The organism is Thalassolituus sp., from assembly GCF_034111725.1.
Classification (GTDB): Bacteria; Pseudomonadota; Gammaproteobacteria; order Pseudomonadales; family Oceanobacteraceae; genus Thalassolituus.
In genome coordinates this window covers 1-21963 of sequence record NZ_JAWUWR010000040.1, presented here as the reverse complement: position 1 = coordinate 21963, position 21963 = coordinate 1, and the positions used below count along the sequence as shown (strand labels likewise).

The window sequence follows — 21963 nt, the reverse complement described above, 5'->3', positions numbered from 1 at the left end:
AGTTCAGCAATGTGCACGCCGGTTTCGCAGGCCTTACACGTGTATTTTTTGCGAGCATGAACGAGTACCTGAACCACGGCAGGAATAATATCCAGTTGTTCGCTGGTGTCTTCGCCAATGCAGGTTTTCATACAGCCACACACACAACGTTTATCGGCTTCAGCAAGGTCGTGTTCGATACGTACTCGCGGTAATACCGCAGGCAGAGGTTTACGGCCGGAGGCTTTTTTAGGCGCAGACGATACAGCATCAGAGGCCAACTCTGCGATACTCACTTCTGCATCGATGAACTCTGCGATTTCAGGGGCGAAGGCATCGTCCTCACGTTCGACTTCATCAAACAATTCGGCTTGCTGATCACTCTTCTCGCTGCTTTTACCAAACTGACGCTGTTTAAACAGAATGATCTGCTCTTCCAAAAACTGGATACGTGATTGTTTCTTATTTAACAGTACTTGATGGTGATGAATTAATTGTTCTTTTTTTTTCAACTGATTCTGTTGCGATTGCAATAACTGGTGCTGCGCTAAAAGCTGTTGTTTTAGCGCAACAATATCGTCAGGTAAGTGATCAGTCGGTGGTGTTTTCATGGGATTGGATTATACCAAACCCGTTAATTTATAGCAGAGTAAAATAGCGTTTCATGCGGTTTATTATTAAAAATATCCAGCCCATCCAATAATAAGTTCAGCTGGTAACCGTCGATGCAGAGAGATGCAGTGTCGGTCGGCTTTAGCCATTTAAAGCGTTGCTTTTCCAACCGTTTGTACCACAACACAAAGCCATTGCGTTCCCAGTACAGTAGCTTAACTTTATCGCGGTTACGATTACAAAAGACGAACAGCGCATTGATCATGGGGTTGAGTTCTAACTCCTGCTCAATCAGAGCGGACAAGCCATTAATCGACTTGCGCATATCCACCGCGCCTGCGTATAAATACACCTGAACCGATGCGCTAGGCCGAAGCATACAAAAGTCCTCGGTCATTGAGAGCCAGCAATAGATCGGGTAAGGCCTCGGCTGACAGTTCAATCAACACCTGCGAGCCTAATCGTAGTCGTGCAGGAGCCGAAGACGTTAGAGTGATAGGGATCAGAGCCTTGGTTTTCGTTAACTGGGTCTTGGGCGACAAACGTTTACGCCAATACTGAAAATTATGAACGGCTATGTTGTGCTGCTGGCAAAAGGCGACTTGCGATAATCCACTGGCGTGCCAGAGATTAAGGTGTTGTTGCCATTGTTTCGATTTGGTCATGAGCTGTCTCGTTAAATAATTTGAAGACAGCTTAAATGGATTTTGGCGTGGGTTTTAGATGGGGTTGTTTGAGCGCTTACTTTGTACCGAGATATAAGGAAAAAATTCACGCAGGTATACTCTTTTCAATCGATTGCGTGGGCTTTTTCGCAGTAACTATATAATTATCACAGCAGGGGGCATGTGTATTTTAAGCGCTTGTGACGAATTACTTTTATTTGAACGGGTATGATTTTCAGTTGTTAGTGATCATCACCGGCCCAGTACTTTAGTTGTTTGCCATCGTGCGGGCATATTTTATCGGATTCAGGAGGAGCATGAATAATATCCTCCCTAGGAGGGCTGATTTTAACAACTAGTTTACTTTTAACCAGTAGATTATAATATTACCTAGCCCCGAATCCTGTCAACATCGTCTTCACTGTTTTGAAGACGATGTCTAAATCTAGCCACACACTCAGATTTTTCACATAGTAGAAATCGTGCGCTAGCTTCTCTCTAGTTTCATCTTCGTCTGCTGCGTAGCCTTGAGTGACTTGCGCCCATCCGGTGATTCCAGGCCGAACAATATGACGAAAGCTATATAACGGAATCGCTTTTTCGAATTTTTTAACAAAGGCAGCTTGTTCTGGGCGGGGGCCGATTAATGCCATGTCACCTTTCAAAATATTGAAAAATTGCGGCAATTCATCAATTCGCATTTTGCGAATAAAGCGTCCGATGCGCGTTATTCTCGGATCGTTCTCTCCTGCGAATTGCGCTCCCTCGCATTCTGAGTCAAGGCACATGCTACGAATTTTATACATGTTGAATTCTTGGCCGCCTTTTCCCACTCGTCTTTGAATGAAGAAGGCAGGGCCCTTAGATTCAATTTTAACTGCAGCCGCTACTAAAAGAACAAAAGGTATAGTCAATGGTGCTGTCGATATAACGAGTATTGATTCTACAACTCTTTTGGCACCTAAATAGACTTGCGATGGCAATAAATCATGGCTGGCAAGTTCGCCATAATGATCTAACGGGCTTTTCCCAGTGATAGACTCGTAAGCTGCTACTGAGTCAATAACCGGTGTATCTTTAGACAATTCTTCAGCGATGAATTGCTGCCATTCGGCTGGAAGCTGTTCGTTGCTATCGACGATAATGCCGTTAGTGCCATCATTCAATAAACGAGGGGTCGTGAGTACATAAAACTTGTCAGGATTGCAATCAATGAGTTTGGCGTAGAATCCGTAGGGCACAACGGCGTAACGTCCAGTCTGCATACCTTGGCGAATACGGAACTCAAGATAAGTAACTAATGGAACTGTTATGGAGGATATAACGAGTACGGTTCGAGAATAATCCAAGCGAAATAAATTAATTACAGCTGTAAAAATTAGTAGATTTACAATGACAACAGGCAGTAGATAGGAAAGTGGTTTGTTACCGGGGTACTTTCCCAAATTATGCAAAGTTAAGCTTGAGATTAGGTAGCAAGAGAGTGCGCCAACTAGTACGTTTGAAAACTGTGGAGCAGAGAATACTAAACCCGACGTAACAGATGATATCCCTGTTATGGCTAATCCGGATATTACGAGACCTGTTAGCAAAGTAGCTATATGGGCGAAAAGTGATTTATTGCTTTTAGATGCTGGCTGGAGGGAACTGTCTATCGAATGTCCTTTGACCATGCCACCCGCACCTTGGGAAAAAATAAGTGGCTCCCCGAGTTGGACTTGAACCAACGACCAATAGATTAACAGTCTACTGCTCTACCGACTGAGCTATCGGGGAACATCAGTAAGTGCTGCGTATTATGCCAGCGGTTTTCTGGCTGTCAACAGCACTTTGCTTAAAAGTGTTTGATTTTGTTAGTTATTTTCAAAGCTAACAATTAATTTACAGGCTGTAGCCGTTTGGATTCTGCTTCTGCCAGTTCCACGTATCAACGACCATGTCGGTTAGCGACAGCTCGGTTTTCCAGCCTAATATGTCCAGAGCCTTTTCGGCGTTGGCGTAGCAGGCTGCGACGTCACCGGGTCGGCGGTCGACAATGGTGTAGGGCACCGATACAGAGTTGCCTTCTGCGAATGCGTTGACGAGTTGCAGTACGCTAACGCCGTCACCGGTTCCCAAGTTGAATGCTTCGACGCCACTGACAGGGGTCGCTCCTAGGAGGTTATCCACGGCTTTTACGTGGCCTTTGGCGAGGTCGACTACGTGGATGTAATCACGTACACCAGTGCCATCGACGGTATTATAGTCGCCCCCAAATACCGAGAGTTGCTCACGACGACCAACGGCCACTTGGGAAATATATGGCATTAAGTTGTTTGGAATGCCTTTTGGATCTTCACCAATCAAGCCCGACTTATGTGAACCAACAGGATTGAAATAGCGTAATAAAATCACTGCCCATGGCGTCGTGGCATTACCGAGTTTGTCGGCTTCAGGCAGATCGCGCAGCATTTCTTCAATAATGAGCTTCGAACGACCGTAAGGATTGGTTGCTGATAACGGCATGGTTTCTGTTAGCGGCAGTTGCTCAGGGTCGCCATACACAGTGGCTGATGAGCTGAAGACTAAGTTTTTAACACCGAACTCTTCCATCACCTGTGCTAGAGCGAGCGTGCTGTTCAAGTTGTTATCATAGTATGCCAACGGCATTTGGCAGGATTCACCAACCGCCTTTAAGCCAGCAAAATGAATGGCTGCATGAATTTGATTGTCGGTAAATACGCTGCTTAATAGTTTGCGATCACGGACATCACCTTCGATAAAGGTCACTGTTTTGCCGGTGATTCTTTCGACACGAGCTAACGATTCTGGGCTGCTGTTGCTCAGGTTATCGACAACAACAACGTCATAACCAGCTTCGAGAAGTTCAATACAAGTGTGGGAGCCGATATATCCTGCGCCACCGGTAACTAAAATCGTTGCCATAATCGTGTCTCTATCCTTAATTTGTCGTCTTAATCTTTGGAAATCCGGCTGCCAGTCGCGCCAGTTTGGTCGCGGTATTTGGCGTTTGCGCGGGTATTGTACGGACGTAGAGCAGGGCTACTAAGCATTTCAAACGACATGGCACAGATCACCATGCCAGGCTTGAGTGCTAGTGGCAGTTTGCCGTTGTTGTAAAATTCTAAAACAATTTGACCATGCCAGCCGGGATCAATGCGTCCAGCGGTTACGTGCACCATTAAGCCCAGTCGCGCTAACGAGCTACGGCCATCCAACCAGCCGACTAAGTCATTTGGAATCGTAACGGATTCCATGGTTGCACCAAGAATAAGCTCGCCGGGATGAATAAATAGTGCGCGCTCATCAGACACTTCGATTTCTTTGCTCATGATGCGGTCGATATCGCGTTCAAGCTGAGCGCGATCACCAGATAAGTCTAAGTGAGTAACAGAGTTGTTGCTGAACACACGGAAGCGATGATCAAGGCGCAAATCGACACTGATTCCTGCAATGGCATCCGCAGGTGGCTTAGGCTCGATAATTATTTGGCCTTCGGCTATTCGTTGTTCGATATCGCCATCACTCAGTCGCATGTCGTATTCCAAAAAATGTCGTTGTTAGCGGTGCCAAGCGAGTTAAAACTCAAGCTTGGTTGCATCTATCTGATAGCGAGTTTTGCCATCTTTTTTATCTGTCATGCGAATTAACGCATAGTGTTGATCAATTGCAAACCAAGCAAATATCTGCCGACGTTTATCCGAGCGCAATTGTTCAACTTTTACCGCGCGGAATTTACCGGCAGGGGTTTTAAGTATTTCTTCGCCCACTACTTTAAAGCGAAAGGGCTTGGAATTCTTCTTTTCGAATACTGGGTATTCAAACTCGGTTTGGCCGTTCGCCAGATCAACACTTGCTTGCAACATATAAGTAATGTTGTCTTGTATGCCGTCTTGCCATTGGTCGGTATAGAGCTTGTTTTTCTCATCACTAAAAACGGTCTGATCGTTAGCCTTAAAGGTCAGCGTGCGGTCATCTTCATCGATTAGTCCAGAAGCTCGGTATTTGTAGGTGTTCGGCAGGATACGGCCATCTACGAACGTGAATTGAGACGTTTCGCGTAAGCTCGCAATGCTCGCTTCAGCGTCGAATGCTAACTCCCATTCACCGCTATCTAGTTTTTTGAGGGTGCGAGAGGCGTCGATATCAAACGAAAACCAACCGACATGCCATTCGCTGCGATAGCTGATTGTGAATGGCGTGAGAGTTTGGCTTGCGGGTGCCGTTGCGGCGACGTTTGTTTCTGAAGTTTTAGCCGCTGTGTCGCCTGCGAATGTCAGTGGCGTGGCTGCTAAGAGCCCAATGACACACATCAACAAAATTGAACGAAACATCATAGTAAGCATTCCCTGATCGATGATGTGTAAGACAGTTGATTAACCTTGCAGTTGCAAACCTGTGCTCGGAAGCTTATTGCCATCCAATTCAGCAGCGTTCTTCACCATGCGTAAACGACCTTCCACAAACCATTTAACGGCAATCGGGAAAATTACGTGCTCTTGCTGTTGCACACGCTTTTGTAGTGTCGCAGCATCGTCACCGTCAAATATAGGAACAACGGCCTGAATAATATTCGGGCCGTCATCCAAAACTTCGGTCACAAAATGAACAGTCACACCGTGCTGAGTATCGCAGGCATCTATGGCACGCTGATGCGTGTGTAGGCCTTGATATTTGGGTAGCAGTGAAGGGTGAATGTTGATCATATGCCCTTCGTAGCGGTTAACAAATTCAGCCGTCAAAATACGCATAAAGCCGGCAAGCACGACCAAATCAGGTTCGAAGCTATCAATGCTGGCCATTAAGGCACGGTCAAAGTCTTCACGGCTGGCAAACTGACGATGGTCAACAACGTCGGTAGGAATATTGCGGTCACGTGCTTTCTGTAGGCCGGCAGCTTCAGGGCTGTTACAAATAACCACAGCAACTTCCGCATCTATCATTCCAGCACTGACCTGATCGGCAATGGCAGTCATATTGCTGCCACCACCGGAAATCAGAATCACAACGCGAGGTGTATCTGGCTCGGTTGCGCCATAAAGCGATGTGACTCCTTCACTCATGCGCGGTTTCCAAGAAACTCAACGCGATCTTCATTTTCGCTACGTGCTTGAACTTCACCAATAAGCCAAGACTGCTCGCCTTCTGCATTCAGAAGAGCGATGGCAGAGTCTGCTTTGTCTTCTGGCAGCGCGATGATCATGCCAACGCCACAGTTAAAGGTGCGGAACATTTCGGATGTTTTCACGTTGCCGTTTTCCTGCAGCCACTTGAACACATCTGGCCACTGCCAGCTGTTGGTATCAATCACGGCTTTACAGTCGTCTGGCAAAACACGTGGAATGTTTTCTTGGAAACCACCACCCGTGATGTGAGACAGCGCGTGAATGTCAGACGCATTGATTAGCTTCAATACCGACTTCACATAGATCTTGGTTGGCGCCATTAAGGCATCCGCAATGGATTGACCATCAAGATCAGCAGACAAATCAGCCTTCGATACTTCGATGATCTTGCGAATCAACGAGTAACCGTTCGAATGTGGGCCGCTAGAAGCCAGTGCAATTAGCTTATCGCCAGCCGCAACACGAGAACCATCAATCAGCTGGTCTTTTTCGGCGATGCCGACACAGAAACCCGCCAAATCGTAGTCTTCGCCTTCGTACATACCTGGCATTTCGGCAGTTTCACCACCAACCAGAGAGGCACCTGCTTGGAAGCAACCTTCGCCGATACCCTCAACAACCGCAGCGGCAACGTCAACGTTCAACTTACCGGTAGCGTAATAATCGAGGAAGAATAGCGGCTCAGCACCGGCAACAACTAGGTCGTTGACGCACATAGCGACTAAGTCGATACCAATGGTGTCGTGTTTATTTAGGTCCATCGCGAGGCGCAATTTAGTGCCCACGCCATCGGTGCCCGAAACCAACACAGGTTGTTTATAACCCTGAGGAAGTTCGAACAGTGCGCCAAAGCCTCCCAGTCCGGCTAGGACTTCAGGGCGACGGGTACGTTTTGCAACGCCTTTGATCCGTTCTACTAATGCATTACCAGCGTCGATGTCGACGCCCGCGTCTTTATAACTCAGGGATTTTGATTCGCTCATGCCGTTGTCACTGGGTGGCCAATGGAAAGGCGCGTATTCTAACGATTTGTGTTGCATCCTGCATCATGGAAATGCCGAAAAGCGCAAAAGAACACTTATCTTCACTGGTTATATTCGTTGCTCATGGCACAATACCGCGTCTGATAACAATCTAAGGAAGTAAAAGTGCGGATTGCAGCGCTTATTTTGTTGGGCTTTTTAAGCTTTACCACACATGCCGTCGTCGTTTCTGGATTGCACGACGTGCGCGTCGTGGTGACGGATCAGTCGGCAGCGAATCGTCGTGCCGGTATCGAACAGGCTTATCAGCAAGTATTAGTCAAAGTGTCGGGTCACGCAGCCACCTTGCAGAATCCTTTGTTACAGAAAGAGCAGAGCAACGCTGAGTCTATGGTGAGCCAAATTCGCTACGTCCGAGGCGAGCAGAGCCAGTTATTCCTGCAAGTGAGTTTCTCAGCCACTCAAATTCAAGCCTTGTTGAAGCGGGCAGGCGAACCGGTCTGGGGCAGCAGTCGGCCTTTAACCTTAGTGTGGTTAGCGCAAGAAACTGACGGTCAGCAGCGCATGGTGACTCAAGAAAATCTTATTGTGCGCAGCGCCATTCAAAATGCGATGGAAGAGCGCGGCATCCCAGTGCTATTTCCTACCAATGATTTAGATGACGAACTTGCTTTGCCAGTCGAGCGTTTGTGGGGCTTGTTCAGTCAGGATATCGCCCTTGCAAGTGAACGCTATCCAGTGGACGGCTATTTAGCAGGCCGAATTATTCCTAGTGCATCGTCTTGGTACTTTGCTGGTCAATTCAGTTACGGTGCCGATACCACGCAGTTTAGCGTGCAAGCTCCATCCCCAGACGTTCTAGCTTTGCAAGTCGCCGACAAGTTAGCCGATACCTTAGCAAGCCGCTACGCAGTTACAGAGAATGCCGAAACAAGTGCCGATGGTTACGTTATTCGCGTTAATCATGTGGCGAACTTCAGCGATTACCAGCGTTTGTTGAACTACCTCAATGCCCACATAGCCATATCGAATACCCGAGTGCTCAGCGTTAACCAAGATGAAGTCACCCTCAGTTTGACGTTAGCAACCAGCTGGCCTCAGACATGGGATGTATTGGCTTTGGATAAACGTTTAAAAGAAACCGATCAGCCTAATACTTTGCAGTGGCAGCCCTAAGATTCAGTTATGGAACATCAACAGTTAACGCTTCCGGTTGTTATTCGCGACGATGCCCGCTTTGCTAATTACCATGCGGGCCCTAACGAACAAATCGTTCAATCATTACAGCAGCAGTGGACTACCCGCGGCGAACCCTTCATTTATTTGTGGGGCGCATCAGGAGTAGGGTGCAGTCATTTATTGCAGGCCGCTTGCCATTATGCCGAAGGCCTAGGTCATCATAGTGTCTATCTCCCGTTAGACGAGCTGGTCGAAATGGGCCCCGACGTACTCGAGTCGATGGAGCAACTGCCGCTTGTTGCCTTGGATAATCTGCAAGTGATTGCTGGCAATGAAGAATGGGAAGAAGCCATCTTTCATTTGTTTAATCGAATTCGTGATCGCCAAAGCCATTTGTTGATTGCCGCGAACGCCAACCCGCAACAACTTGGAATTCGGCTTCCAGATCTGACCTCGCGTTTGAGCTGGGGCATGGTGTATCAGGTAGGGGCATTGGCCGACGAAGAGAAAGTATTGGCCTTGCTGCTGCGCGCGCATCGTCGGGGTTTAAATCTAACGGATGATGTAGCGCGTTACATCCTTACCCGTGGGCCGCGCGATAGCCAAGCCTTGTTTGATTTGCTCGAACGGCTGGATCAAGCGTCGTTAACCGCACAACGGAAATTGACGATCCCGTTTATTAAAGCAGAGATGGGGTGGTGAGGATTATGGGGCAGGGTGCGATATGCATTAGATCGGTTGGACTGCCGTACCTGTAGGAGGGAGTCAACGAACGCTTTTTGTGCGCACTCCCGATTTTGGCTGTGCATCTTATTTCGTCACTGCTCGCTTAGGCTCCCTGAGTGACTCCTACAGAAAACGTATTTTTCGATTTAATCCGGCGTAACAAATAATTTCATCGCGACTATTAACAAAAAATGTGATCAAAAAACGTTCATTGAATCGCTCCTACAAATTCTCTTTCCTTGTAAATAAACCCCATAAAAAAACGCGGCTAATAAGCCGCGTTTTTTAAATCCTAAACCGGATGATCTCAGCTCAGAACTTTCTTAATACGCTCAACCGCGTCTTTCAGCACATCCATGCTGGTCGCGAACGATAAACGCATATAACCCGGCGTACCGAAGGCAGAACCAGGCACCAAAGCAACACCCGCTTCAAGCAATAGCTTCTCAGCGAATTCAACGTCGCTTTCAATACCAGCGGTTTTCATCGCTTCTTTCACGCTTGGGTAGGCATAAAATGCACCGTCGCCTTCAATGCAGCTAAAACCCGGAATGGTATTCAGCGCCGCAATTAAGTAATCGTGACGTTCTTTAAAGGCTTTCACCATAGGCAGAACGCAATCACGACCGCCATTCAGCGCTGCTTCAGCCGCAACTTGAGAAATAGACGTCGGGTTAGACGTGCTTTGCGATTGTACTTTTTTCATCGCACCGATCAGCTTGGCAGGGCCAGCAGCATAGCCAATACGCCAGCCAGTCATGCTATATGCTTTTGATACGCCGTTAAGAACGATGGTGCGGTCGTATAAATCAGGGCACGCCGTTACTATGTTTTCAAAGGCGAAATCGGCCCACCAGATGTACTCATACATGTCATCGGTAGCGATCAATACATCAGGATACTTGCGCAGCACCGCACCTAACGCTTGCAGTTCTTCTTTGGTGTAAGCAACACCAGAAGGGTTCGATGGGCTGTTCAGTACCACCAAACGCGTTTTGTCTGTGATTGCAGCATCTAGTTGCTCTGGTGTGATCTTGAAGCGCGTGCTTTCGTCGGTTTCGATACAAACCGGCACACCTTCAGCAATGATCACCATATCAGGATACGACACCCAATACGGAGCAGGGATAACAACCTCATCGCCTTTATTGATGTAGGCCAAGGCAAGGTTGAAGAAGCTTTGTTTACCACCACAAGACACCAAAATTTGGTTCGCCTCATAGCTTAAGCCGTTGTCGTTTTGCAGTTTGTTAATAATGGCTTTTTTGAGTCCCGGCGTTCCGTCAACCGCAGTGTACTTCGTAAAGCCGTTCTCAATGGCTTTTATTGCCGCCTGTTTGATGTGATCCGGAGTATCGAAATCCGGTTCACCTGCACCCAAGCCAATAATGTCTTTGCCAGCTGCCTTGAGTTCTGCAGCGCGGTTGGTTACCGCCAGAGTAGGAGAAGGCTTGATCTGTTGTACGCGATCAGACAGTTGCAGGTCCAAAATGTGTATCCTCAAAAACGACAGTGGTCGGGGCTTGCATAGTAGACAAGTGACGTGGGCCTAGTTGAACCGAACTGAATCAGTTACAGTCCTAGTCCGATGTGGAACTTGGGTTCTGCTACGCAAAAAACCCTATAATGCTACAAGATTTAGCCTTTAACTGGAATCCTGATGAGCAAGGCATTTGAGCTGAAATCCAAATATTCTCCCGCTGGTGATCAACCAAACGCCATCAAACAGTTGGTAGGGGGCATAAACGCAGGTCTGTTAAAGCAGACATTGCTAGGGGTCACGGGCTCCGGCAAGACATTTACCATGGCGAATGTGATTGCCGAGTGCCAACGGCCAGCCATTATCATGGCGCACAATAAAACATTAGCGGCGCAGCTTTATGGCGAATTTAAAGAATTTTTCCCCAATAACGCGGTTGAGTACTTCGTTTCTTATTACGACTACTACCAACCCGAAGCGTATGTGCCGTCATCGGATACCTTTATTGATAAAGATGCCTCGGTGAACGAACACATCGAGCAGATGCGTTTATCGGCAACCAAAGCTTTATTAGAACGCCGCGACGCCATTATTGTGGCCACTGTGTCCGCTATTTACGGTTTGGGTGATCCGGACTCGTATCTCAAAATGATGCTGCACATGGTGCGCGGTGATCGCATTGATCAACGTACAGTGTTACGTCGCTTGGCCGAGTTGCAATACAGCCGCAATGATATGGATTTTCACCGCGGTACCTATCGCGTACGTGGTGAAGTGATTGATGTATTCCCGGCAGAAAGCGATGACGAAGCCATTCGTATTGAACTGTTCGACGACGAAGTAGAACAGCTCAGCACTTTCGATCCTCTAACGGGTGCTATACGCAATCGCTTAGCTCGCGCCACCATTTATCCTAAAACCCACTACGTAACGCCACGGCAGAAAATTCTCGACGCCATCGATGGCATCAAAGTCGAACTGGATGAGCGTTTAGATTATTACCGGAAAGAAAATCTATTAGTAGAAGCTCAGCGTTTAGAACAGCGCACCCGTTACGACATCGAAATGATGCAAGAGCTGGGTTACTGCTCGGGTATCGAAAACTACTCGCGTTACCTATCAGGTCGTGAAGAGGGCGCACCGCCACCGACTTTGTTTGATTACATTCCCAAAGACGCCCTCGTTTTTGTAGACGAATCGCACGTTACCATTCCACAAATTGGTGGTATGTATCGCGGTGACCGCTCGCGCAAAGAAACCCTTGTCCAATTTGGTTTTCGTTTACCCTCGGCATTGGATAACCGCCCCATGCGTTTTGAAGAATGGGAATCCATAGTACCGCAGTGCATTTTTGTTTCTGCAACGCCGGGCAACTACGAAAAAGAGCACCAAGATAACGTCGTTGAGCAGGTCGTTCGCCCAACCGGCTTGATTGATCCTGTGATTGAAATTCGCCCAGCGACGGGGCAGGTTGACGATGTTCTGCACGAACTGAATGAGCGTGCGGCGAAAGGCGAGCGCATACTGATTACCGTATTAACCAAACGCATGGCGGAAGATCTCACCGACTTCTTGCAAGAGCAGCAAGTACGTGTGCGTTACTTACACTCAGATATTGATACCGTTGAACGTGTGGAAATTATTCGCGACCTGCGCCTTGGCGAATTTGATGTACTGGTGGGCATTAACCTACTGCGTGAAGGTTTGGATATTCCGGAAGTCTCCTTGGTCGCGATTTTCGATGCCGATAAAGAAGGCTTCTTGCGTTCCGAGCGTTCATTGATTCAGACCATCGGTCGTGCCGCCCGTAACCTTAACGGTAAAGCGATTCTCTATGCGGATCGTATTACCGATTCAATGAAAAAGGCCATAGACGAAACCGATCGCCGTCGTGAAAAACAAGTTGAATTCAACACCAATCACGGCATTACACCGAAAGGCGTCATGAAGTCAGTGGAAGATATTCTTGAAGCGACACCAGCTCCCGGTAAAAAGACTCACAATCGCAATGGTCGCAGTAAACAGAAAGTGGCCGAAAACGCAGCCGACTACAACGCAAATGACTGGCAACATTTACCAGCTCATAAGCTTGGCGCTCGGGTAAGTGAAGTAGAAGATCAGATGTTTAAAGCTGCAAAAGATCTTAACTTTGAAGAGGCTGCGCGCTTGCGCGATTTGCTGCACCGTATGAAAGAGCAAATGATCGCCAATAGCTAGCCCACTGATTCTTAGCGACTTTTGCCGGTCTTTATGGGTTAAAAAAGGGCTTGCACTAGAAACCGACCATAGCTAATATACGCGCCTCTTCAGGACTATAGCTCAGTTGGTTAGAGCGCTACCTTGACATGGTAGAGGTCCCCAGTTCGAATCTGGGTAGTCCTACCAAGATACTAAAAACCCGCATCAGGTAACTGTTGCGGGTTTTTTTATGGACGTTACTTAAGCCCCGAGTAGGTGAGCGGCTAACTGCAATTCGTTAGAGCGTTCAGCTAATGCCTTAGCGATATCTCGTTGTGAAAAGCGCGAAAGGGACCCGGCTTTATTCGGAACCAGTGCATTTAAATGCAAGCAGGGTGTTAACTCTTTAAAGTCGCGTAAATCACCACGTTTAATAATCGGTAAAAATGGCCCTCTTAATTGTTGTTGAATTAGGCCGAAAGCTTTTTGAAGGGGCATGCTAATGTTTTTTTTGTTGCGTAAACGCATATTCACCGCTAATCCATCCGCGCTTGGATAAAGCAATAAGCCGGTGCTTTTTATCGACTCTTCAGGAATATGCGAGTAAGTACAGGTGAAATCGACAGGGTCTGGCAATATCACCACACTCGTTTTTGTAAAATACGTTGTGTAGTCGCTATAAATTTGACGGAGTGCGGGGCTGTATACCGGTAGAAATTGCGCGACGTTAAGCAGGAATTGCTTACCGGCTTCTTTTGCTCTCATTTCTTCCAATGACCAATGAAGATCAGCCACGATGGCTAATTTTCTTTCATGTAAGCTTGCCACAGGAAGCTCCGCTGTCAATTAAGTGTTTGATTCTACTGATATATGTGTCAAAAGAAAGAAGGTTTAGCGTCAACGTTAAAATCGATCACCATTAATTGACCAATGCGGACTAAATCTTAAAACTAACTTTGTACCCTCGCGAAGACGTTTGTCATATCTATGACCATTTTCTTTAACCTCAGCGTAAAGAACTCCAAATACCCTCTAATAAATTTTATTAAACTAGATGTGAAAGGGTTATGTATGCAAAGTTTTAAGCTGTGTATGTTGGCGGCATTAAGCACGGGTCTTATTGCATGTGGCGGTGATGGCCAACGTGGTCCGCAAGGATTACAAGGTGAACAAGGCGAACAAGGTTTGCAGGGTTCACAAGGTGAAACGGGCCAGCAAGCGCCAGTAGCAACTGAAGGTAAGGCATTGGATTTGACCATTCTTCATATGAATGATCACCACTCGCACATTGCTGCTGAAACCTTCAGTTATGATGTATCGTCACTGGGGTTATCTACTAAGCTTAGCGACGATTCAGCCATAGCGAGTGTTTCAGTAACCTACGGCGGTTTTCCTTTGCTGGTTAGTTTATTCGATACACTTGGTACGCAGTCTAATAACGTACTAAAACTGCATTCGGGGGATGCCCTTACCGGCACCTTGTATTATTCATTATTCAAAGGTCGCGCCGATGCCGAAATGATGAATCAAGTGTGTTTCGATGCATTTGCACTAGGAAATCATGAATTTGATGATGGCGACAGCGGCCTTGCTAATTTCCTAAATTCTCTAAATTCAACGGCGTGTGAAACGCCGGCTCTAGCAGCAAACGTCGTACCGGGCGCAACCTCAGCGGTTAAAGAAGGCTATCTTCAGCCTTACACTATCGTTGAGCGTGATGGCCAACAAATAGGCATCATAGGTATCGATATTGCTGGTAAAACCAAAAACTCTTCAAGCCCAGATGCCGATACTCAGTTCCTCGATGAAACCACAACTGCACAAAAGTACATCGACGAATTAACTGCTCTAGGCGTGAATAAAATTGTATTGATGACTCATTACCAATACACCAGCGATCTTGTACTGGCAGCAGCATTAAACGGTGTTGACGTTATTGTCGGCGGCGACTCACATACCTTATTGGGCGATAGCACATTCAGTGATTTAGGATTCAATCCCGTCGCCGATTATCCAGCAGTCGTGGCCGATAGTACTGGTAGCACCGTTTGTGTAGTACAAGCTTGGGAATATGCGCACATGCTGGGCAAGCTTGATGTTAGCTTCGATGCCAACGGCAAAGTAACCGCCTGTAGCGGTCATCCGTATTTACCAATTAGCAACACGTTTAAATACAAAGATAGTGATGGCTCAACGCTTTCATTAAAGGGCAATGATGTCACTCATGTGGCGGCCAAATTGACCGCTGAAGACGAAATTGTTATCGCCCAAGAAGATGCCACCACTGCGGCATTACTGGCGGTCTTTGATCAAGACGTCGACGTACTAAAGCAAACGGTGATTGGAACAAATGCCACCGATCTTTGTTTGTCTCGTGTGCCGGGTGATTCACGTTCGTCGCTTTGTGATTCTTCTGCAACTTATGAGCGTGGTTCTGATATTTCTAACGTTGTGGCTAAAGCTTTCTTAAAAGTATCGCCAACTGCAGATATCGCCATACAAAATGGTGGTGGTGTGCGTGTGGACTTAGCTGCTGGAGACGTCACTATTGCTGATGCATTTACCTTACTGCCTTTCTCTAACACCTTAGTGATTTTAGATATGACAGGCCAACAGATCATCAATGTATTAGAAGATGCACTGGCGAATTTCTTAGATAACGGTGGTTCAAACGGTTCATATCCATATGCTTCTGGTTTACGTTACAACGTTGATGCCTCGCAAAGCAAAGGCAGCCGTATTAGTAACATTGAAGTAAATCCACAGGTCGATGGAGATTGGGTGGCGCTGGATACCGCTGCGACATATCGCGTAGTGACCAATAACTTTATTGCCTCCGGTCAAGACGGCTACGACACCTTTCAAGAACCGTATGATGCCGGTGAATTTGAAGATACCTTCACAGAATACGCCCAAGGTTTCATCGACTACGTAGAAGACCTCACAGAAGCTACCCAAGAGGTTGGCAAGCTACCAGTCAGTGAGTATTCAACTCAGTTATTCATTGATACTAGCGGCTGTAATCACACAACAGGCGCGGGTTGTGAAATGAAATAGCCTTTTGCTGAAAATAGGACGGGAGCTTCGGCTCCCGTTTTTTTGTGGGCAACGAAATAATCACGCTAATGGAAATTGAACCGCACTTTGTAAGAGCGCAGCTTATGCGCGACAGGCTCTAGATTATGAGCATTTACGACACATGCATTCTGATATACCGGCATTTACGACTGCACTTAGAATTTCGTTTCATTTAGCCAAAAGACAAGTGTGTTATTTTCGGCTTAATCAAGAACTCTTCATCCTTGATTTTATATTTGGCTGTATAGGTATGCGACTAAACCGATCAGAACGATTAATAAAGCTACGGAGATTGGTCCTGTGGTTGTGATTGTATATGACGCAATTTTTGGGAATAATTCTATCTCTGGCGCAGCGGTATTTTTGAATCTCTTTCTCGTTATTCTGGGGTAAGAGAAGTACGTCATGTAAATAATCGTTTTATGAAGATATAGCGGGAATTCCCGATAGTTAGCCTGCTCCTCAGGAGAGAAATGAGGGCTCTTCAATAATATGTGGTCATAATTTTTACCGAAATATCCGGCCAATGATGCCATTCCTGTCCAGATAAATATTCCTGAAAAGAACAGTATGAACATTAATATCATCGTTAGATCGAAAACAATTTTATCCATTGGTGTTAATCCTAAACCGGAATCTTAATGTATAGGTAGATTACAATGGAAAGAAATATCAGAAATCCGAAGACTGTAATAAGTGCCAGAGTAATTATAGAATATGACGAAATTTTTGTAAGCGCATCGATTTTAGGTTCAGGTTTGTTCTTGAATCGTTTTTTTGACATAAATGAGTAAGAAAAGTAACTCATGTATATTACTGTTTTGTGCAAGTTTAATGGAAATTCCTTGTAGTTTACTTGCTCTTCCGGAGTAAAGTATGGGCTTCTTAGCAGTGTAGAGTCATATTTTTTTGAAAAGCTATTGCACACAAGAAAAACGCCTCCCCAAGTGGCTACGCCTGAAAATAAAAGTATAAACATCAGGGTCATCATGATGTTGAAGAGTATAGTATCCATTCTAAAGTACCGAACTAAGATTGTTTGATATTAGTAACTTATTAGTGTCTATGCCGGTTTTCGATGCATGTTCAAATATGTTTCGGCAAACATTAGTTATACCGGTGGTATCAGCAATATTTCCCTCTCCCATATACTGATATACGGAGCCAGCGGCTTTTCCGTAATCACCAATTTTACTAGCAGCGTATTTGATATTAGCTGTTGGAACTGTGCCCTTGGTACGGGAAATACGCAAAACTTCCTTCACCGATTTATCGCCGGTAAACAGACGCGTTGTGCTCTTCATATTTTCGCTAAGCTTGTCTATCGTTTGCTTACGAATATAGTCGTACTGATTTTTGCTGATAGCACCTTGCTTGTATTGCTCATAGCTGACCGCAATTTTACTGATTAGTGATTTATTGCTATTCAGCAAAGCGTCCGCTCCGCCAGCCATTGCTGAAGCAGTTGCCAGTGATACGTCAATCAAGCTTGGCATCATAGAACGCTCTTGCGGAGTTGCTTTGTTCCAGTCTCTGCAAACGGGGCCAAGATAGCTTGGTTGCAGATCTTTTAGTATCGGCGGTTTGTAGCTCCAAGTTTCTGTCGAGACGTAGCTGGCAGGGATAGGAATCTGTAACAATTGGCCTGAGTAAATAAGATCAGGATTCTTAATTTGGGGGTTGGCAGCCATCGTTTCAGAGATAAGGCTTTGCAAAACGTCTGCCTGCAGATTTCCGTGATAACGAACGATGATTTTTGATAGTGTTTCGCCTGCTTGCACTTGATGTAGCTGGATATCACGATCCAGCAAAGGGATAAGTACAGTCATTTTCAATCCTTGAATAAGCTCTAATTGGCGAGAATGGTATAAGCCCAGACTGCTAGGGTCAATCCGAAGCTACCCAGTAACCAGCGTCTGAAGCCCTAGGCGGCCAAAGACATTTACACCATACTGAAATGCTCTTAAGGTAACCGAGGAATCACCAAGGAGCACATATACAATGGAAGTTCGCGAGTCGTTATCGTACCAACATCAACAAATACTCAGATACATCGAACTGCGTGCACAATGGGAAGGGCGGATCAACGCCAAACACATAGCGGAAAGTTTTAACATAGGACGCGAGCTAGGTGGCAAACTCATAAATCGCTACAACGACACCTGCCCAAACAATCTAATCTACGATGCCAGCGCTAAAGCACACCGAACAACAGAAAAGTTTACCCCACAGTTAACGACTGGCTCTTTAGAAGAGTACATCTACGGATTTTTTCAAGCGGACCTACCTGACGAACAGACAGGTTGGACATTGAAAGATACTTTTCCAATGCGTCAATTTGGACGCGCACCCCGTCCAGAAATCGTACGCCCAATTCTCAACGCCATCCAAAATAAGCGAAAGTTAGATATCGCGTATCTTTCGATGAATAGCCCAGAGTATGAAGGACGTATTATCAGCCCTCACAATCTAATACACGATGGTGCACGCTTTCATGTGCGTGCCAGATGCGAAAAAAATCAGGATTTCCGCGATTTTGTATTGTCGCGCATTACCGAAGTATATGACGATGAAGGCCCCGCAGAACTTGGCGAACAAGACGATGAGCGCTGGAACACCTGGCTAACCTTAACCATAGAACCGGACATTCGTCTTATCCAATCAAAGAAAGAAATCGTAGCCTACGACTACTGCATGAATCAAAACGCCGAAGGGCGCTATCAATGCCAATACACAGTACGCGCAGCATTATTGATTTATACACTGAAGCATCTAGGACTTGATCGACTACGAGAAAAAGCCGAAGCACAGCAAATAATGCTGACCCCCGAATGCCAACACGACATAGAAAAATACCTGACCTAAACCTGCCTGAAAACCCGACATGTGTAAATGAACAGTGATTGTCTAACGAGCTAAAGATAGGTTGAATAACTCAGGCAAGGAGCGAGAAGGGATGCACAAAGGAATGTGGTGCCAAGGATGGCGAATTTTATAAGGTTGTGAGTGATAAGTTATCAGGTGGATATTTAGGAGCACATGATAGTAATGAGCACTGGTGAAGTAGCAAGCTATTACCGTTATTGGGGTAAAGCAAAGAGAGATCCTAAACGTAGCGGTGATGACTATCACCTACTTGCATATCATTCTTTGGATGTTGCTGCTGTTGGTATGCTATTACTGGCAGAAGAGAGGCAAATAACTAAGGATATTGCTAGTTATCTAGAAATTTCACCATCGCAGCTGCAGTCGATGTTTGTATTCTCTCTGGCACTTCATGATTTAGGAAAATTCACATCTGCTTTCCAAAACCTGTATAAAAATGATGACGGATATTTGTTTCGTGCTCACTGTACCCCATACGAGGGGCGAAACTTTCGGCACGACAGATTGGGGGAATATTTCGTTCATGACTATAACAGTGAGGATAATGTTTTATCTGTACTACCAGAAGACTTTGACTCTAAGCTGTTTGAGATTTTAATGGAATGTACGCTAGGTCATCATGGTCAACCAATTAAACATGAAATGCCTATACATTATGAGGAATACACGGTCCCAGAAAATCTAGAGGCGGCTAACGCTTTTGTTAAAGATACATTTGATTTATTAGTGCCTGATTTCCCATTCGAAACGTTCAAATCGAAAGATGCGAGAAGAAAACTAGAGCTGACGAGTTGGACTCTAGCCGGAATAGCAGTACTCGCGGATTGGATTGGCTCCGATAATAGTTTCTTTGAATACTCATCAACAGCAATTCCATTATCTGAATACTGGATTAAGTCTAAAAAAATAGCGCAACGTGCGGTGTCATCTACAGATTTATTGTTGGCACAAAAAGTTAATAAATATACATCTATTAAAGAATCTTTTGGATACGACCCTACACCCCTACAAAACTGGGCAGAAACAGTAACGGTCGATACCAGTCCGCAGTTGTTTATTCTCGAAGACGTGACAGGTTCAGGAAAGACCGAGGCTGCGTTGGCTCTGACGCATCGCCTGCTAGAGGTCGGTGCTGCGGATGGTTTTTATTTTGGTCTACCTACCATGGCTACATCGAATGCCATGTTTGATCGAGTTGCTGATTATTACTTAAAGATGCTGTCTGGCTCCGATAATAAAAAGCCGAGTATCGTACTGGCTCACGGTGCGCGAGATATGGATGATCGCTTCCGAGAAGCAAAACTCGCATCGGGAATTGAAGACTCTAACTATTCACAGTCGGATAATACAGCGACCGCACAATGTAATGAATGGCTAGGAGATTCTCGTAAAAAAGCACTGTTAGCCCCTGTTGGAGTGGGAACGATAGATCAAGCATTGATGGCGGTATTAGCAAGGCGACATCAATCACTACGCTTACTTGGCTTGTATCGTAAAGTTCTTATCTTTGATGAAGTACACGCCGCCGATGACTTCATGTTTGAGTTACTAGAAGGGCTGTTAAGACTTCATCATCAGCAAGGCGGTTCAGCAATATTATTAACTGCTACGCTTTCACAAAAACAGCGTCAACGATTAAGCGACATATGGCTGCTAGCTGGTAATGCCCACCCTAAGCCATTAACCAATACAGCATTTCCTTTAGCGACTAAAGTCACTGCGCACAATCAAACCATTACCGAAAATGCTTTAGAAAGTAGAGAGGATGTTAGTCGCTCGGTTGATATTGATTTTTTAACTTCAAAGCAATTGTGTATTGATTTAATCGTTGAGTCTGTTCGGAAGCAGCAAAGCATTGTCTGGGTATGTAATTCGGTAGGTGATGCGCAAAGTGCTTATGAAAGTGCGATAACAGCGTTGGAAAATGAAGGATTATATAAGACTGATCGAGTTACCTTATTTCATAGTCGCTTTGTACTTAATGACCGTAAGCGTATTGAGAAAAAGGTGGTATCTAACCTTGGTAAGAAAAATGATACTTCAGATAGAAAAGGCCAAGTATTGATTGCTACTCAAGTATTTCAAGAAAGTTTGGATGCCGATACTGACATAATGATCTCAGATATATGCCCGATAGATGATTTAATTCAGCGAGCAGGGCGACTGCATCGTCATACTAGAAATGAAGAGGGTGTCTATCAGCAGGGTATTAAAGATAGCCGAATTGCTCCTGTACTTTATGTCCATTGCCCCATATTTACTGATACACCCGAGAGCAATTGGTTATCTCGCGATTTTCAGAATACCGAATACGTATATCAAACACCGGGTCGGTTATGGTTGGGTTTACAAGTATTGAGACAAGAGGGTGTCATCAGAATGCCCGAAGGTGCTCGAACTCTTATCGAAGCAGTTTACAGTGAAGATGCGCATCAGCGTATGCCAAGCATCTTTGATAAAAAGGAAGATACGTTTATTGGCGATGAAAGTGCAAAAGCAAATAAAGCGTACCAGCAAATAATCAATTGGAAGAAATGTGGCTATAGCGATAAGAGCCATCCCTGCTGGCATGAAGATAATTCAGATATGACAACCCGATACAATGATATTGAAACCGCCGATGTACTTTTATTAAAACAAGGCCTAGATGGATCATTAGAGCCGTGGGTGGCGGATGACCAGTTCGCAATAGCTTTAAGTACCGTGAAAGTGAGTAAAGGATCATTTGCCGACAAGCTAATGGCTGTACCGGCTAAGTGGCAGGGTGATGTTGAGAGATTAGAGAAACGATATAGTCAGATTAAGTACCTGCAATGTTGGATGCCAGAACTGGATGCGCAGTTTGCGTATGATGAAAAATTAGGATTTCACGAGAAAAGCCCCGCATAGCGGGGAACGTAGAAAACCTTATAGCCGACATTCTATGGCTATGCGGTTCATCTCCTATGGAAGGAGAACGCAAAGGATTATACGAGCTGGCTACTCAGAGGCAACTCATTAAGTTAGCTAGTAAGTTAGCCAGTAAGTTAGCCAGTAAGTTAGCCAGTAAGTTAGCCAGTAAGTTAGCGAGT

The 21963-nt window shown here is 45.6% G+C and carries 20 protein-coding genes and 2 tRNA genes; 7 read left to right on the top strand and 15 right to left on the bottom strand.

Features of this window, described 5'->3' with window-relative positions:
• From UXZ23_RS05950 to purM, 11 genes are all read right to left on the bottom strand, one after another.
• On the bottom strand, positions 1-590 hold a 590-nt coding region (locus UXZ23_RS05950; protein ID WP_320819706.1), incomplete at its 3' end, for an IS66 family transposase zinc-finger binding domain-containing protein.
• Positions 591-613: 23 nt separating this feature from the next.
• Complete coding sequence (gene tnpB, locus UXZ23_RS05945; RefSeq protein ID WP_015485607.1) at positions 614-970, bottom strand: IS66 family insertion sequence element accessory protein TnpB; 357 nt, start codon at positions 968-970, stop codon at positions 614-616.
• Positions 957-1256, bottom strand: a complete 300-nt coding sequence (gene tnpA / locus UXZ23_RS05940; RefSeq protein ID WP_320819705.1) for an IS66 family insertion sequence element accessory protein TnpA — start codon at positions 1254-1256, stop codon at positions 957-959. Before tnpA ends, tnpB begins: the two co-directional genes overlap by 14 nt.
• 167 nt (positions 1257-1423) lie before the next feature.
• Complete coding sequence (locus UXZ23_RS15630; protein ID WP_414491462.1) at positions 1424-1495, bottom strand: IS66 family transposase zinc-finger binding domain-containing protein; 72 nt, start codon at positions 1493-1495, stop codon at positions 1424-1426.
• 147 nt (positions 1496-1642) lie between these two features.
• On the bottom strand, positions 1643-2929 hold the full coding sequence (locus UXZ23_RS05935; protein WP_320819704.1) for a sugar transferase: 1287 nt from the start codon (positions 2927-2929) through the stop codon (positions 1643-1645).
• 27 nt (positions 2930-2956) lie between these two features.
• Positions 2957-3032, bottom strand: a tRNA-Asn gene (locus UXZ23_RS05930).
• A gap of 105 nt (positions 3033-3137) precedes the next feature.
• The gene (galE, locus tag UXZ23_RS05925) at positions 3138-4181 is read right to left on the bottom strand and encodes a UDP-glucose 4-epimerase GalE (protein WP_320819703.1); all 1044 of its coding nucleotides are present in this window, start codon (positions 4179-4181) and stop codon (positions 3138-3140) included.
• A 29-nt stretch (positions 4182-4210) separates the two neighbouring features.
• On the bottom strand, positions 4211-4792 hold the full coding sequence (gene dcd, locus UXZ23_RS05920; RefSeq protein WP_015487384.1) for a dCTP deaminase: 582 nt from the start codon (positions 4790-4792) through the stop codon (positions 4211-4213).
• Positions 4793-4834: 42 nt separating this feature from the next.
• Positions 4835-5593, bottom strand: coding sequence for a DUF3108 domain-containing protein (locus UXZ23_RS05915; RefSeq protein ID WP_320819702.1), 759 nt, complete (start codon positions 5591-5593; stop codon positions 4835-4837).
• 39 nt (positions 5594-5632) lie between these two features.
• Positions 5633-6319 carry a phosphoribosylglycinamide formyltransferase gene (gene purN / locus UXZ23_RS05910; protein WP_320819701.1) on the bottom strand — a complete coding sequence of 229 codons (687 nt, stop codon included), beginning with the start codon at positions 6317-6319 and terminating at the stop codon, positions 5633-5635.
• Positions 6316-7365: a phosphoribosylformylglycinamidine cyclo-ligase gene (gene purM / locus UXZ23_RS05905; RefSeq protein ID WP_320819700.1), complete on the bottom strand. Its 1050-nt coding sequence runs from the start codon at positions 7363-7365 to the stop codon at positions 6316-6318. Before purM ends, purN begins: the two co-directional genes overlap by 4 nt.
• A gap of 165 nt (positions 7366-7530) precedes the next feature.
• On the opposite strand from purM, the gene UXZ23_RS05900 reads away from it, so the two are divergent.
• Positions 7531-8541 (top strand): DUF2066 domain-containing protein, encoded by a 1011-nt coding sequence (locus UXZ23_RS05900; protein WP_320819699.1) that lies wholly within the window; start codon positions 7531-7533, stop codon positions 8539-8541.
• Positions 8542-8550: 9 nt separating this feature from the next.
• The gene (gene hda, locus UXZ23_RS05895; RefSeq protein WP_320819698.1) at positions 8551-9246 is read left to right on the top strand and encodes a DnaA regulatory inactivator Hda; all 696 of its coding nucleotides are present in this window, start codon (positions 8551-8553) and stop codon (positions 9244-9246) included.
• Positions 9247-9577: 331 nt separating this feature from the next.
• On the opposite strand, the gene UXZ23_RS05890 is transcribed toward hda, so the two are convergent.
• Positions 9578-10762 carry a pyridoxal phosphate-dependent aminotransferase gene (locus UXZ23_RS05890; RefSeq protein WP_320819708.1) on the bottom strand — a complete coding sequence of 395 codons (1185 nt, stop codon included), beginning with the start codon at positions 10760-10762 and terminating at the stop codon, positions 9578-9580.
• 168 nt (positions 10763-10930) lie between these two features.
• Between UXZ23_RS05890 and uvrB the strand changes: the two genes are divergently transcribed.
• Positions 10931-12967, top strand: coding sequence for an excinuclease ABC subunit UvrB (gene uvrB, locus UXZ23_RS05885; protein ID WP_320819697.1), 2037 nt, complete (start codon positions 10931-10933; stop codon positions 12965-12967).
• 91 nt (positions 12968-13058) lie between these two features.
• A tRNA-Val gene (locus UXZ23_RS05880) sits at positions 13059-13135 on the top strand.
• 54 nt (positions 13136-13189) lie between these two features.
• On the opposite strand, the gene UXZ23_RS05875 is transcribed toward UXZ23_RS05880, so the two are convergent.
• Positions 13190-13756, bottom strand: coding sequence for a hypothetical protein (locus UXZ23_RS05875; RefSeq protein WP_320819696.1), 567 nt, complete (start codon positions 13754-13756; stop codon positions 13190-13192).
• A gap of 243 nt (positions 13757-13999) precedes the next feature.
• On the opposite strand from UXZ23_RS05875, the gene nadN reads away from it, so the two are divergent.
• A complete protein-coding gene (gene nadN / locus UXZ23_RS05870) occupies positions 14000-15985 on the top strand; it encodes an NAD nucleotidase (protein ID WP_320819695.1) in 1986 nt (661 codons plus the stop codon).
• Positions 15986-16236: 251 nt separating this feature from the next.
• On the opposite strand, the gene UXZ23_RS05865 is transcribed toward nadN, so the two are convergent.
• Positions 16237-16620 carry a hypothetical protein gene (locus tag UXZ23_RS05865; protein WP_320819694.1) on the bottom strand — a complete coding sequence of 128 codons (384 nt, stop codon included), beginning with the start codon at positions 16618-16620 and terminating at the stop codon, positions 16237-16239.
• A 402-nt stretch (positions 16621-17022) separates the two neighbouring features.
• Entirely contained in the window at positions 17023-17841 is an 819-nt protein-coding gene (locus UXZ23_RS05860; RefSeq protein WP_414491461.1) for a LysM peptidoglycan-binding domain-containing protein, read from the bottom strand.
• Positions 17842-18007: 166 nt separating this feature from the next.
• Here UXZ23_RS05860 and UXZ23_RS05855 point away from each other — a divergent pair, with 166 nt between their 5' ends.
• Both UXZ23_RS05855 and cas3 read left to right on the top strand, forming a co-directional pair.
• Positions 18008-18871 (top strand): WYL domain-containing protein, encoded by an 864-nt coding sequence (locus UXZ23_RS05855; RefSeq protein ID WP_320819693.1) that lies wholly within the window; start codon positions 18008-18010, stop codon positions 18869-18871.
• 183 nt (positions 18872-19054) lie between these two features.
• A complete protein-coding gene (gene cas3, locus UXZ23_RS05850) occupies positions 19055-21781 on the top strand; it encodes a CRISPR-associated helicase Cas3' (RefSeq protein WP_320819692.1) in 2727 nt (908 codons plus the stop codon).
• The last annotated feature ends 182 nt before the right edge of the window (positions 21782-21963 follow it).

Bases quoted from the DNA above. Each gene is read 5' to 3' on its own strand.
- tnpB (WP_015485607.1), bottom strand. From the start codon at position 970: ATGCTTCGGCCTAGCGCATCGGTTCAGGTGTATTTATACGCAGGCGCG.
- tnpA (WP_320819705.1), bottom strand. From the start codon at position 1,256: ATGACCAAATCGAAACAATGGCAACAACACCTTAATCTCTGGCACGCC.
- UXZ23_RS05935 (WP_320819704.1), bottom strand. From the start codon at position 2,929: ATGGTCAAAGGACATTCGATAGACAGTTCCCTCCAGCCAGCATCTAAA.
- galE (WP_320819703.1), bottom strand. From the start codon at position 4,181: ATGGCAACGATTTTAGTTACCGGTGGCGCAGGATATATCGGCTCCCAC.
- dcd (WP_015487384.1), bottom strand. From the start codon at position 4,792: ATGCGACTGAGTGATGGCGATATCGAACAACGAATAGCCGAAGGCCAA.
- UXZ23_RS05915 (WP_320819702.1), bottom strand. From the start codon at position 5,593: ATGATGTTTCGTTCAATTTTGTTGATGTGTGTCATTGGGCTCTTAGCA.
- purN (WP_320819701.1), bottom strand. From the start codon at position 6,319: ATGAGTGAAGGAGTCACATCGCTTTATGGCGCAACCGAGCCAGATACA.
- purM (WP_320819700.1), bottom strand. From the start codon at position 7,365: ATGAGCGAATCAAAATCCCTGAGTTATAAAGACGCGGGCGTCGACATC.
- hda (WP_320819698.1), top strand. From the start codon at position 8,551: ATGGAACATCAACAGTTAACGCTTCCGGTTGTTATTCGCGACGATGCC.
- uvrB (WP_320819697.1), top strand. From the start codon at position 10,931: ATGAGCAAGGCATTTGAGCTGAAATCCAAATATTCTCCCGCTGGTGAT.
- nadN (WP_320819695.1), top strand. From the start codon at position 14,000: ATGCAAAGTTTTAAGCTGTGTATGTTGGCGGCATTAAGCACGGGTCTT.
- UXZ23_RS05865 (WP_320819694.1), bottom strand. From the start codon at position 16,620: ATGGATAAAATTGTTTTCGATCTAACGATGATATTAATGTTCATACTG.
- UXZ23_RS05855 (WP_320819693.1), top strand. From the start codon at position 18,008: ATGGAAGTTCGCGAGTCGTTATCGTACCAACATCAACAAATACTCAGA.
- cas3 (WP_320819692.1), top strand. From the start codon at position 19,055: ATGAGCACTGGTGAAGTAGCAAGCTATTACCGTTATTGGGGTAAAGCA.